Origin of the sequence: Archangium lansingense, from assembly GCF_026626635.1 — a bacterium.
GTDB lineage: Bacteria > Myxococcota > Myxococcia > Myxococcales > Myxococcaceae > Archangium > Archangium lansingense.
Genome location: NZ_JAPNKA010000001.1, coordinates 11,408,204 through 11,421,530, shown reverse-complemented (window position 1 = coordinate 11,421,530; position 13,327 = coordinate 11,408,204). Strand labels below are relative to the sequence as shown.

6 protein-coding genes are annotated in these 13,327 nt (G+C 68.7%); 4 read left to right on the top strand and 2 right to left on the bottom strand.

What is annotated here, in order from left to right:
* Positions 1-286 precede the first annotated feature (286 nt).
* A complete protein-coding gene (locus tag OV287_RS45650) occupies positions 287-1,051 on the top strand; it encodes a class I SAM-dependent methyltransferase (protein ID WP_267540347.1) in 765 nt (254 codons plus the stop codon).
* A 21-nt stretch (positions 1,052-1,072) separates the two neighbouring features.
* Here OV287_RS45650 and OV287_RS45645 read toward each other — a convergent pair whose 3' ends face one another.
* The gene (locus tag OV287_RS45645) at positions 1,073-6,046 is read right to left on the bottom strand and encodes a protein kinase domain-containing protein (RefSeq protein WP_267540346.1); all 4,974 of its coding nucleotides are present in this window, start codon (positions 6,044-6,046) and stop codon (positions 1,073-1,075) included.
* 261 nt (positions 6,047-6,307) lie between these two features.
* The gene (locus OV287_RS45640) at positions 6,308-9,214 is read right to left on the bottom strand and encodes an extracellular catalytic domain type 1 short-chain-length polyhydroxyalkanoate depolymerase (protein WP_267540345.1); all 2,907 of its coding nucleotides are present in this window, start codon (positions 9,212-9,214) and stop codon (positions 6,308-6,310) included.
* 357 nt (positions 9,215-9,571) lie between these two features.
* Here OV287_RS45640 and OV287_RS45635 point away from each other — a divergent pair, with 357 nt between their 5' ends.
* The 3 genes from OV287_RS45635 to OV287_RS45625 all read left to right on the top strand — a co-directional run bounded on the left by OV287_RS45635 (position 9,572) and on the right by OV287_RS45625 (position 13,314).
* On the top strand, positions 9,572-11,017 hold the full coding sequence (locus OV287_RS45635) for an esterase/lipase family protein (RefSeq protein ID WP_267540344.1): 1,446 nt from the start codon (positions 9,572-9,574) through the stop codon (positions 11,015-11,017).
* Positions 11,018-11,116: 99 nt separating this feature from the next.
* On the top strand, positions 11,117-12,532 hold the full coding sequence (locus tag OV287_RS45630) for a hypothetical protein (RefSeq protein WP_267540343.1): 1,416 nt from the start codon (positions 11,117-11,119) through the stop codon (positions 12,530-12,532).
* 11 nt (positions 12,533-12,543) lie between these two features.
* A complete protein-coding gene (locus OV287_RS45625; RefSeq protein ID WP_267540342.1) occupies positions 12,544-13,314 on the top strand; it encodes a 3-hydroxybutyrate dehydrogenase in 771 nt (256 codons plus the stop codon).
* Positions 13,315-13,327: the final 13 nt, after the last annotated feature.

Sequence of the window (13,327 nt, the reverse complement as noted above, 5' to 3'; positions counted from 1 at the left end):
AGGTCTCTTCGTTTTGGTGGCGATGGAAGGACCTCCCTCCTCTTCGAGCGATGCTGCTTCTCCTGGTCATGCCCCAACCCCGCGGAACAAATTGGCCTCGCCTGTGATGGAGTGGGTCGATTGGAGCGATGCCTTCGTCCGGGCCACCTCGTGGCTGGATGACATACACGCGCAACTCACCCAGGGTGGAGATATCCAGTCTGGTATGGATTCTCTGCACCGGGGACTGCGGACCTTACGCCGCAAATGGGACCGAGAGGAGTGGCGTCGCTTCTGCCTGGAAGCCGTGCGTACCCACCCTCTGCGTGAGGTGATTCACCAGTGTCCCTTCACCCGGCACGCGTTCGAGCGTCCTCGTGGTTATGCGGGGGATGCCGAGCTCATCGACTACCTCTATAACGACCACGCGCACGTGGATGGCCTGGAGCACGAAGCCCGGGAAATCTACCGCTACATGCACGACCAGCCGAGCGCCCGCAGTGTGCGGGAGCGGCGCGAGCTGTTGGCGCGGGAGATCGACGCCACCGCCGAGCGCGTGCATCTGCCGCGAATCCTCTCCGTGGCATGCGGGTACCTGCGCGAGGCGGAGCTATCGTCCGCCGTGCGGGACAACCGGCTAGGAGAGCTGATCGCCTTCGATCAGGATCCCCTCTGTCTGGCGGAGATTGCCCGGGTGTTCCCTACCGGCCCGGTGCGGACGGTGTGTGGCTCCGTGCGCTCCATGCTCCTGGGGAAGACCTCCTTCCGGGACATGGACTTCGTCTACTCGGCGGGCCTGTACGACTACCTCGCTGAGGGCACGGCCGCGCGGCTCACCCGGCTGCTCTTCAACATGCTGGGCTCGGGCGGGAAGCTGCTGGTGGCCAACTTCGCCGTCTACCCCCCTGAGTCCGGGTACATGGAGGCCTTCATGGACTGGTGGCTCGTCTACCGCGACGAGAACCAGATGAGGGCTCTGACCGCGGAGATCGATCCCTCGGAGCTCGCCGAGGTGAAGCTGTTCCGCGACAGCGTGGACAACGTCATCTACCTGTCGCTCACCCGGCGCTAGCCGCGCGTCCACTTCGGCGCGCTAGTGCGTCTCATGCACCTCCCGCGGCTCCTCGGGGCCGCGGCGAGGCAGGGTGACGGTAAAGATGGCGCCCTTGCCCAGGGCGCTCTCCACCTCGATGGTACCCCCGAGCGCCTGGACAATCTCCCGGACGATCCACAGCCCGATGCCGAAGCCGCCGTAGTGGCGCACGGATACGGCGCGCTCGAAGCGCTCGAAGATGCGGGCCGCGTCCTCTTCGGCGATGCCGATGCCCTCGTCGCGCACCCGCAGCCGCGCCAGGGTGGCGTCACCCTCGAGAGTGACTTCAATCGGCCGGCCCGCGCCATACTTCGTTGCATTGGTGAGCAGGTTGACCACTACCTGCTCCAGCCGCATGGCGTCCCAATGGCCCACCATCGTCGGCGGCAGGTTCATCCGCAGCTCGCACTCGGCGCGCGCGAGCGACTCGCGTGAACGGTCCACCACCCCGCGCACCACCTGCACCAGGTCCACGTCCTCGAGCTTGCCCAGCAACTGCCCCTGGGCGATGCGCGAGATGTCCAGCAACTCGTTCACCAGCTTGCCCAAGCGCTGCGTCTGGAGGTTGGCCGACTCCAGCTTGGCGCCAAGCCGCTCCGGGGGCAGTCGCTCCAGGCCCTGGCGCACCTGCGACATGAGGCCCTGGATGTGGAGCTGCAGCGACGTGAGGGGCGTCTTCAGCTCGTGCGCGGCGATGGAGAGGAAGTCGTCGCGGCGCCGCACCGCCTCCTGCTCCTCGCGGTAGAGCCGGCCCCGCTCCTCGGAGAGGGCGGCCATGCGCTCGAAGCCCTCGGCGTTCTCCAGCGCCGCGCCAGCCAGGATGCAGACGAAGGAGGCCAGGCGCTCCTCGTCCTCGCCGAAGAGCTCGCCCACCTGCCGGTGGCTGACGCACACGCAAGCCACCGTCTTGCCGCGCACCTGGATGGGGGCGCAGAGGAGCGAGCGCACGCCTAGCAGCTCCATGCTCTCGCTCACCCCGCCGGGCATGCCCTGGCCCATCACCGCCGGGCGCCCCGTCTCCAGCGTCCGGCCAATGGCGGTGCGGCCCACCCCCGCCGCTGCCAGCTCGTCCTCGGGCAGCAGGGCCTCCGGGTCGAACACCACGCAATGCTCCGGGCGCAGCAGCTCCATCATGGACTGGCGCGCGGCCTCGAAGACGGCCTCGCGGGTGAGGGCGGAGGCGATGCGCCGGCCCGCCTCCAGCACCCGGGGAAAGCGGTCCGCCAGGGAGAGGGTGTCCGAGCGCTCGGAGCCTCCCGGGCCCTCCTGGCCCAGGCCCTGCTCCAGCTCCTGCAGCTCGCGGGTGGCCGCCTCGATGTCCGCGGTGGCTCCCGGCCAGCCGAGCGCCCGCCCCACCTGCCCGCGCGCCAGCAACGACTGGGCGCGCTCATGGCGCATGCCCAGCTCCCCGGCCACGCTCAGGCTCTGCTCCAACCAGCGGCGCGCACGGCGAGGGCGGCCGGACATGGCCGCCAGCAGCGCCCGTTCGCGCAGGGCGTGGGGGAGGTTGTTGCGATAGGAGCTCGCCACGTGGTGGGCCCGCCGCGCCACGTGCTCGGCGCGCTTGAGCAGGGCCCGGTGCTCGTGCGGGGCCAGCGGAGACACCTGCTCGGCGCGCTGGCGCAGGGCGGTGGTGAGCCACCCCGGGATGGGCGCCACGTACTCCGAATGCAGGTGGGCCGCCTCGGCGATGCGCTCCGCCTCCTCCAGCGTGGCCACCGCGCCCGCGGTGTCTCCCTCGCGCAACTGGCGGATGGCCTCGGCCTGGAGCACGCCCGCGTGCGACTGCGGGTCCGCCTCCGGGTCGGAGATCTCCGCTTCCAGCAGGTCGCGCGGGATGCGGCCTCCCGAAGCCTTGCCCCAGGCCTCGAGCGCCAGGCGCACCGCGTACCGGTCCCCGATGGCGAGCGCGTCCCCGTGCAGCCGCTGGCTGGCCTCGAGCGCCTCCTTCAACTTCCCCTGCCGATAGAGGCACATGGTGATGTTGAAGGTGGCGTTGTTGACCTCCCAGCGGTCGCCCGTGCGCTCCAGCAGGCGCACCGCCTCGCGGAACTTCTCGATGCTCTCCTCGAAACGGCTCTCCGCGTAGAGGGCCAGGGCGTAGAAGTGCAACGTCTGTCCCTGCCCCCACACGTCGCCCATCTCCCGGCGCATGGCCAGGGACTTCTCCGCGTAGGCGTTGGCCCTGCGGAACCAGGGCAGGGTGGTCATCGCCGGGGAGTGCTCCGAGTAGGCCTGGGCCAGCTCGGGGGTGGGTGGGTAGCGCTCGGCGATGTTGAGGTCCCTCAGGTGCGCCCAGATGACCGCCATGCGGCCGCGCAGGTACCAGTAGTTGTAGGCCAGCCGGCTGTAGATATGGACGGCCAGCAGATCCTCCTCGCTCTTGTCGAGGGGCCGGCGCGCCAGCCACAGTTTCGGCAGGAGGGTATGGCCTGCCTGGACGCCCACCTCCCAGAGGGCCGCGAGGGTCAGGGCGGCGGACGAGCGGGGGACGAAACGGCCGAGCAGCCGCAGCGCCTGCTCCATGGCCGCGTTACCCTCGTCCACGTTGCCGCGCCGGAAGGCCAGCTCGCCCAGCTTGGCCAGCGTGCGAGCCTGCTCCAGGCGGTCATACGCCAGGGACTGGGCGAGCGAGAGCTGGTGCTGGGCGGCGTCGTAGCGGCCGCGCAGCATGAGCACGTCCCCGAAACCGGCGCTGATGCGGAAGCGGATGCCCGGGTCGGCCCCGGACGCGCCGCGCTCGGCGATGCGGTAGTTGTGCTCCGCCGTCTCCAGGGCGAACTGCTGCCGGGCCCGCTCGGCGGCTACCAGCGCGTACGGCAGCGCCTGGGCGTACTCGCCCGCGGCGTCGAAGTGGTAGGCCAGCTCGAAGGGGTCCGCAGGCGGATTGGCCGCGATGGCGCGCGCCGCCAGCCGGTGCAGCTCGCGGCGCTCTTCGGGCTTGAGCAGGCTCAGCAGCGCCTCGCGTAGCTTGTCGTGGACGAAGGTGTAGCGTCCGCCACTGCCCTCCCACAGCATGTGTCGGCGCCGCGGCTCCATCAGCGCGGCCACCACCCGCTCGCGCGGCGTGCCAGACAGGCTCGCCACCCGCTCCAGGTCGAAGCTCTTGCCCAGCACCGCGCCCACCGACAGCAGGCGCAGGGCCTCCGGCGGCAGCAGCTTCAGCCGGCGCACCAGGAAGGAGGCCGCCTGGCGCGAGGAGCGCACGTGCGCCATGGCCTCGGGCTCCACCTGCCAACCCCGAGGGCCCGGCACCAGCGCGCCGTCCTCCACCAGTCCGTGCAGCACCGCCGAGGCCATGAAGGGATTGCCCTCGGACAGACGCACCACCAGGTCCGTGGCCTCGCGCGGCAGCGTGCCGGCCATGGATTCCAGCATTCGCGCTACGTCCGCGGGCCCGAAGGCCGTCAGCCGCAGGTGGGCCGCCGGATTGAGCCGGCGCAGCACGTGCCCGGGTCCCACCTCCTCACTGCGGAAGGACACGATGATCAGCACATGTCCCCCCACGGTACGGCGCGCCTGCTGCCAGCTCTCCAGCGAGCGGAGCGTCGGCTCATCGGCCCATTGGGAGTCCTCGAGCAGCACCACGGCCGGTTCCGTCTCAGTGCCCAGCGCGCCCAGTAACGTGGTGAGGGCCCAGATGCCGCGGCTCTCGCCCAGCGACTCGGGGCCCAGACCCTGCTGCGCGGGACGCAGCACCGGCTGTAGTTGAGGGAGCACCGTGCACACCGAGGCGGCCTGCTCCTTCAGCCGCTCGCGCAGCAGCTCCGCCAGCGCGGGCCGCTCCAAGGCCGCCGACGCGATGCCCGAGGCCACGTCCGCGAAGAGCTGGAAGGGGCGCTGTGCGGACTGGGCCACGGCCTGACCCTGCAACAGCCAGGCGCGGTGCTGGCGGGCTCGTGTGGCGAACTCCTCCAGCAGTCGGCTCTTGCCTCCGCCGCTCTCCGCCTCCACCACCAACAGCCGCCCCGGTTCGGTACGGGAGCGCTCCAGCTCGCGCTCCAGCAGCGCCAGCTCCTCGTGCCGACCCACGAAGGAGGGCTCGGTGAGGCTGTGGCGCATGTCATGAGCGCCCGCCACCAACTCCGGATCCTGCTCGCCGCGAGCCAGCGCCGCCTCAATGGCACGCAGATCCTCGCGCGCGGACTCGGCGGACTGGTAGCGGTCCATCGGATCCGTCTGCAACAGGCGGGAGACGACCTCCTCCAGCGCGCGGGGTACCTCCACGCCGGTGGTGCGCAGCCGGGGTCGCGTGGTGAGGTGCTGGCGCAATACCTCGCCTACAGAGGCCCCGTCGAAAGCCGGGTGGCCCGCGAGCGCCTCGAAGAGCACGGTGCCCACCGCATAGAGGTCCGAGGTGGCCTCCACCGGACGGTTGAGGAGCCCGGCCTGCTCGGGCGAGAGGTAGCGCGCGGTGCCCACGGGCAGATCTCTCAGGGACGGGTCCAACCGTTCACTGCGCGCCAGACCGAAGTCCACCAGGGTGGCGCGGGAGAGGGTGGGGCGGCCCTCGACGATGATGTTGGAGGGCTTCACATCCCGGTGGAGGATTCCATGAGTGTGCGCCTCGGCGAGGGCGGCCAGCACACACTGGCCCACGATGAGGGACTCGGGCACGGACAGGGTGCCGCTGGCGAGCCGCTCCTGGAGCGATATGCCGGGCACGAAGGGCGTCACCAGGTAGAGCAGCTCTCCGCTGGTGCCAAAGTGCAGGACGGGCACGAGGTAGGGGCTGTGCAGAGAGCGCAGCACACCCGCCTCATGCTCCAGGCGCTGGCGGGCGGTGGCGACGAGGGAGACGGCGGATGTCGTCTTGATGACAAGCCGGGCCCCAGTGTGCAGGTCGACCCCGAGCCACGTGGTGATGCCACGGCCCTGCTTGATGCGCTGGGTCAACTCGAAGCGGTTGCCCAGTCGCCTGCCGGGATGCGCCCCTTCCAGAGAGGGTCCAGCCTGTTCGTAGCCCTCCGCCATCAATGCCCTCCCCCTCTGGTCGCACCACCGACGGTGGTGGGGTCGGCGCGTCATCGACAAGCTTGGGACCGCCGAGTGCGGTGCCAAGGGGGGCGAGGCGGCTCATGCTCCAGAGGGTAGGGTGCTTCAAATGAGCAGGCGGCCTCACTTGTGCATCCCCTCGTGCATGGACACGGGGGCTCGTGTTGTCGCCTGGAGAGCAGGCGGACGGGCCCGGGAGCTGACTCAAGGGCCCGTCCTGGAGACGAGGTTGCGGCGGGGCTACTTGTACTCCACCGTCAGGACGGCGCCGGTGCCCTCGGTGAGGAAGACGTAGGCGGTGCCGGACGGGTTCTGCTTGAACTGAAGCCGGGCCTGCGTCTTGCCCGTCTTGTTGATGGCGGCGAGCCCCGAGGCGTTGAAGTCGGCCGAGCTCTGGGCGCCGGTGGTGAACTTGATGAGCTCCGCGACTCCGGCGGCGGTGGCGGCCGCGGCGTAGTCGGTGGTCTCCATGGTGGCGGCGCCGAACGTCCCGTTCTTCAGGTCGATGGTGAGGGTGTTGCCGGCGGCGGGGTCGGCCCACGGGTCACCGCTCGAGGAGGACAGCGTCACCTTGAGCGAGGCGCGCATGATGGTGGCGGTGTCCGGGAGCGACGAGGTGTCGAACGAGAAGATGGACCGGTTGAGCTTGCCATCCGTGCCCTTGCCAACGGCCGGGGTGGTGATGGTGCCCACCGCCGGGGAGGTCCCATCCGCGTTCGCCTTCACGTATCCGTCATCCGCCGCGATGCTGCTGAAGGTGACGGTGGTCGTCCCGCCGCTGGTGTTGCTCACGGTGACGGAGGTGTCGTTGTCCGTGCTCACGTTGTTGGCGGCGTCATACGCCTTGGCCATGAGCGAGTGGCTGCCGTTGGCCACGCCCGCCGTGTTCCAGGTGAACACATACGGCGCCACCGTGTCGGTGTCGGCCAGCGAGCCGTCGATGTAGAACTCGACCTTGTTCACGCCGACGGTATCCGAGGCGCTCGCCGTCACGTCGACGGTGCCGCTGACGGTGGCCGCGTTGGCCGGGGCGGTGACGTTGACGGTGGGGGGCGTGGTGTCGGCGGAGGCGCTTGGCGGGCCCACGGAGATGCTGTCCACCCACGCCTTGGCGCGGGTGAGGGTTGAGCCCGTGTCCGTCGCCGTGACGATGAACTTCAGGATGACGGTCCGGTTGGCATATGCGGACAGGTCGATGTCGGCCCGCTGAGTCCAGTTGGCCTCGGTGATAGTGCCCACGCCGCTCTTCGTCACGGAGTCCACGACGTTGTCGGTGCCGTTGTTGACGACGACCCGGAAGCTGGCCGAAGCCGAGGTGTTGGCGCCGGAGAGGTCCAGCTTGCGCCAATAGGTGAGCCGCGGGTTGGAGGTGAGCGTCACGCTGACGCTCGCGGTGCGGGTGACGGTGTTGAAGGACGGCGTGGCGGAGCCCAGGATGGACTGGCTTCCCGTGACGCCCGTCTGGTCGCTGGCGTCCAGGGCCCACTCGGTGATGCTCCAGTCCGCGTTGTCGGGGCCGGCGTTGGAGAAGCGCTCGGTGAAGCGCACCGAGTTCTGGTCCACCGTCACAGCCACCGTGGCCGAGGCCGCCGTATTGCCCGCGGCGTCGTAGGCCCTTGCCTGGAGGTTGTGGACGCCCGTCGAGTACGAGGTGGTGTTCCAGTTGTACGTGTACGGCCCGGCCTGCAGCGACGCGACGCCTTGGCCCACCACGGCGCCGTCGATGAGGAACTCCACCTTCGTCACCCCGGTGTCGTCCGAGGCGGTGGCGGCGATGTCGATGGCACCGGCCACGGTGGAGCCGGCGGTGGGGAAGGTGATGGCGACGGTGGGCGCCGTGGTGTCGGAGATGCCGCCGGTCACGGTGACGGAGAGGGTGCTGGAGGTGGAGGTGTTGCCCGCGGTGTCATAGGCCCGCGCCACCAGCGTGTGCGCGCCATTGGTGGCCGCAGCGGTGTTCCAGCTGTACTCGAAGGGCGACGCCGTGTCGGTGCCCACCAGGGTGTTGTCGATGGAGAACTCGACCTTGGCGATGCCAACGTTGTCCGTGGCGCTGGCCGTCACCAGTACCGTGCCGCTCAGGGTGGCGCCGTTGGCCGGCGCGGAGAGGCTCACCGTGGGGGGGACGGCGTCGGAGTTGTCGAGCCCGAAGAACTTCGCCACGTACCAGGTGGAGCAGATGTCCGTGTCCAGGATGAACGCGCCCGCCGTGCCGCACGCCACGGTGCCGCCGGGGAATTTGGTGGCGGGGTCGATGGGCGTGCCGTGCCCCATACTGGTGATGGCGTACGTCTCTACCAGCACGTTGCCCGCAGCGTCCTTGTAGCCCTTGTGGGGGTAGCCGGCGACCGTGTCATTGACGTCCGCCGTCAGGTCGATGCCGTGCACCGCCGTCCACTGCTCCAGGGCCTCCGTCTGGTTGGTGTTCTTCACGACGTAGTCACTCGTGCCGTGCCAGAGGGAGATCTTCGGGTAGGGGCCCGTGTAGCTGGGATAGGCGTTGCGGACCAGGTCCCTCCACGCCGTGGCCGTCTTGTCCACGCCCGGGCTCATGCAGGTGAACGCATCGTTCATCGAGGTCGCGCACTTGTACGGGACGCCGGCCATCGGGGCCGCACCGGCGAAGACGTCCGGATAGGCAGCGGCCATGACGAGCGTCATCGCGGCTCCCGCGGACAGGCCGGTGACGAAGACGCGGCGGCCATCGATGGAGTGGTCGGCCTTCATCTTGTCGACCATCTGCTTGATGGAGAGCGCCTCGCCCTGGTCTCGAGCGATGTCACCTGGCTCGAACCAGTTGAAGCAGATGTTCGTGTTGTTCTCCTTCAACTGCTCCGGGTAGAGCACGTAGAACTTGAGCTGGTCCGCCAGGGCGCTCCATCCGGTGTTGGGGTAGGCGCTGGCCTGCTGGGTACAGCCGTGCAGCGCCACCACCAGCGGGGCATTGGCCGGCATGTTGGCGGGCACGTACTTCCACATCTTCAGGTTGCCGGGGTTGGTGCCGAAGCTCGTCACCTGCGTGAAAGGACTCTCGGCCACTCCCAACGCTTCCAAGGGGGGCGCCGCCTCTTGCGGCATGCCCTCGCACCCGAGCACCGCCAACGTGAGAAGTGCCCCCACTGCTCCTCCGAAACGACGCTTCATCATGGGTCTCTCCCTGGAAAGGGGAGGTAATGCCTTACCATAATCCTCTGAATGCTGCTTATTCAGCCTTGTGTAAGGGAATCGCGTCGGACATGACGCGCAATGTCAAACTCGCGCGAATATGAAGCTAGCATCATGAAGACATGAACCCGGCGTCAGGTTGAGCCACCGAGTATGACGCGTGACGTCAAGGCTCCGCCGGCCGCGCGAACATGAACCCGGCATCATGCAAACATGAGTCCGGCATCATGTTGCGCTAGGATGCCGTCGCCGCCCCCAAGGCCGGCCAACGGCAGGCGCCCCCCGACCCAATGCAGTCCCCCAGCGCCTCTCGTCTTCCCACAGGAGCCACATATGAGGATGTCCAAGTTCTCCCTCCGCCTCACCGCGACCGGACTCGCTGCCTGCGCGCTGCTCGCGTGCGAGAAGCCCAAGCCGGACGGCGATGGCGACGGCAATGGCGAGGGAGATGAAGTCACGGCGGAGAGCTGCAAGAAGCAGATCGCCGCCCGGCAGGACGAGCTGGCGGCTGCGGGTGTGAACGTGGCCAACTGGTCCTTCCGTGATGCGCCCGAGATGTTGGATCCGGGCCTCACCGCGCGGCAGACGCCCGAGACCTACGAGCAGTACGACGGCAAGTACCGTCCGCTGGGCAACCACCCTGGCTGCTCCATCGAGAACCTCTACTACGATACGAAGAACACCTCGACGGCGTCCGGTGCCACGCCCTTCATCGACGGCAATAACGATGGCAAGTGGACCGGCCGCAGCGACTTCGGCGGCCCCAACGTCGCCACCGACCACATCGACGGGGACGTGGCCGACATCGACGGCTATCCCTGCGCCGCCAAGGAGTACACGCAGACCAACGAGGACACCACCAAGCCCATCGTCATCCTCGTGCACGGCAACTCCACCCGGCCGCACACCTGGGAGAAGTTCCTCATGCCGGCGGGCTCGCAGATCAACTCCTCGCTCGAGAAGGTCCAGTTCAATCCGGACACCGCGCAGCGGGTGCAGCTGGCCGAGAAGCTGATCTCCGAGCGCTACCGCGTCATCGCGGTGGACTTCCGCACGGACCTGGTGGCCACCGTGGACCCCACCACCGACAGCACCAAGTACAACGCGGCCGGCAATATCGACCATGGCTGGTCCACGCCCATCCTCGAGTCGCTCGTCAAGGCGGTGATGAAGAACAACCCCAGCCGCAAGGTGGCTCTCATCGGGCACTCGCTGGGCGTGACGGTGGTGCGTGACGCCATCCGCCGCATGTACGTGGAGCACGCGGACGGCGCGGCCGGGTCCGTGAATCCCTTCCCGCAGCTCAGCCACGTCATCCTCGGCTCGGGCGCCAACCACGGCGTGTCCACCTACGACTCGCCCTACCTGCTGTGTAGCGGCAACAACAAGACGATGCGCGGCACCATCGTCTGCGAGATGGGCAGCCGCTCCAACTACCAGCAGACGTACTTCCACAAGCCGCTCAACGGTCCTCGCGACCTGTTCGCCACCCCGTGCGCGGACGGTGACTACGCCTTTGGCAAGACGGGCCAGTGCGGCGGCAACGTGGTGAAGTACTACACCATCACCATGACGGACATCGCCCAGGGCTCCAACTACCAGGATCTGTACGTGTCCGAGTTGGCCTCGCGCATCGAGATGCCGGGCTGCGTGGTGAACAAGCTGACGTCGCTCAACGACTACGACACCAGCGGCTACTTCAACAAGGGCTTCATCGCCAACCACTTCGGCTCTCTTCGCTCCGAGGCTGGGTTGAAGCTCACCATGGAGTATCTGGCGCAGTAGCCGCGGTCCCTGGCAGTCTTCTTCCGCCGCCCGTGGCAGTGGCTGCTGCGCGGGCGGCGGTCTCCCCTCTGGAGTGCAGCCCAAGCGAGTCTCCCCCTCATGAATCCGTCCTTCTCCGCCGCGTCCCGCGTGGCGCTCGTGTGCACGCTGGCGTCCGCCCTGGTGTCGGCCCCGGCCCGGGCGCAGACCTCCGAGACCCCCGCTCCGGCGCCCTCCGATTCCCCTGTCGAGGCGGCCGCGCCCCCGGCCGCTCCCGCCCTCACCCCGGAGGCTCCCGCGAAGCCGGATGTCGAAGCCAAGCAGGACCCCGAGGCGCTGGTGCTGGGCGCGCCCACGCCCGCCACCCGGCCCATCTTCGCCCTGGGCAACGACACGTACTTCATCAGCCCGGTGCTCTCCATCGCGGGCGGTCTCCAGTCGGAGAACCTGCTGGTCAACCCCAACCCGGAGCGGGAGAGCCGCATCACCACGGTGGCCATCGCGCGCTTCGGCGCCGAGGGCCGGCTGGGTCCCTACGTCACCTTCCGCAGCGAGTTCGAGCGCAACATCCGCAGCCACGGCTCGGGCATCTGGGAGGGCACGGCGTCCATGTCGGTGCGCGACCAGCTGCTGCGCCTGCAGCGCTGGGGCGCCACGGTGGAGGCTGGTATCATCCTGGACCCCTCCAGCGTGGACTACTTCTCCGCGCACATGGGCGACGTGCTCCTGGCGGACAAGTACACGCGCGACCCACTCCTCTATAGCGGGTTCAACCGCGGCCAGGGCGTGCAGGCGCGCTACTCGCGCTGGGGGCTCACCGCTGGCCTGAGCTACACCGAGGCCAACCCGCTGAGCTCCTCGGCATCCTTCATGGTGGGCGGCTCCTTCGGCGGCAACAGCCGCTTCTGGGAGCGGCCCTTGGGCAACTTCCGCAACGGCCAGCCTGACGACGACATCCACTTCCGCGTCATCAGCCCCTCGCTCTCCTATGAGCACCCCTGGTTCGAGGCCAAGGCCATGGTCCAGGTCTTCAGCATCAACTACCAGGCCAACTCGAAGCTGGACCCGGCGCTCGAGGGCTACAACCTGCGCGGCAACGTGAAGCTCAAGCTCAAGGGCATGGTGCCGTCGCTGCCCTTCGACGTGGTGCCCTTCTTCAATGTGTCGCGCGTGGAGAACGACGTCCTCAACTCGGCGTCGGGCTACGGCAACCAGCTTCTGGAAACGCCCTTCGACGCGCTCACCCTCACCGGCGGCTTGGACATCTTCCTCTTCGGCCGCTCGGGCGTGGGCTTCAACTTCGCGCGCGTGTCGGATCGCACGCCCTCCTTCATCCCGCCCACCGGCAGCACTCCCGCCAGCGAGCCCGTGCTCGCCACGGAGACCACGTACCTCAACGTGGGAGCGACCTGGTGGATGTTCGATCAAGTGGCGCTGGGGGCTCGCGTGGCCACCTTCGAGCGGGAGATCGAAGGCAAGCCCGAGCTGAAGGAACGCGACCTGTCGGCTTTCCTCACGCTGCGGCTGGCTCTGTGAAAGGTGCGAACATGGGAGAGCTGACTGGGAGGACCGCGCTCGTCACGGGCGCGGCGAGTGGTATTGGCCGGGCGGTGGCCGAGGATCTGGGCGCGCGTGGGGCCCGGGTGCTGGTGTCGGACCTGGACGAGGCCGGCGCGCGCGTGGTGGCCGCGGGGATTCCGGGCGCCATCGCGCAGCGGGCCGACGTGTCCTCGCGCGAGGAGTGCCGGGCGCTGGTGGACCGGGCCCAGAAGGAGTGGGACCGGCTCGACATCCTGGTGAACAACGCGGGGATTCAGCACGTGTCTCCGGTGGAGGAGTTCCCGGAGGAGCGTTGGGAGCTGATGCTTCGCATCATGCTGGTGGGGCCCTTCGTGCTGACGAAGTACGCCCTGCCGCTGATGTACGCGCGCAAGTGGGGACGCATCATCAACGTCTCCTCGCTGCACGGACTGGTGGCCTCGCCGTACAAGTCCGCCTACGTCTCCGCCAAGCACGGGCTGATGGGGCTGACGAAGACGGTGGCGCTGGAGGCCGCGGACAAGGGCGTGACGGTCAACGCCATCTGCCCCGCTTACGTGCGCACGCCGCTGGTGGAGAAGCAGATCGCCGACCAGGCCCGTGTGAATGGCCTCTCCGAGACGGAGGTCATCGAACGCATCATGCTGGCCCCCGCGGCGGTGAAGCGCCTGCTGGAGCCGAGTGAGGTGGCCGCGTACGTGGCCTTCCTGTGCTCGGAGGCCGCGGGCGGCATCACCGGGGCCGCTCAGGTGATGGACTGCGGCTGGACGGCCCGTTGAGTTGAGCTGAAGC

What these genes read in the sequence shown, in the direction of transcription:
- OV287_RS45630 (WP_267540343.1), top strand. Translation starts at nt 11,117, where the DNA reads ATGAATCCGTCCTTCTCCGCCGCGTCCCGCGTGGCGCTCGTGTGCACG.
- OV287_RS45640 (WP_267540345.1), bottom strand. Translation starts at nt 9,214, where the DNA reads ATGATGAAGCGTCGTTTCGGAGGAGCAGTGGGGGCACTTCTCACGTTG.
- OV287_RS45635 (WP_267540344.1), top strand. Translation starts at nt 9,572, where the DNA reads ATGTCCAAGTTCTCCCTCCGCCTCACCGCGACCGGACTCGCTGCCTGC.
- OV287_RS45645 (WP_267540346.1), bottom strand. Translation starts at nt 6,046, where the DNA reads ATGGCGGAGGGCTACGAACAGGCTGGACCCTCTCTGGAAGGGGCGCAT.
- OV287_RS45625 (WP_267540342.1), top strand. Translation starts at nt 12,544, where the DNA reads ATGGGAGAGCTGACTGGGAGGACCGCGCTCGTCACGGGCGCGGCGAGT.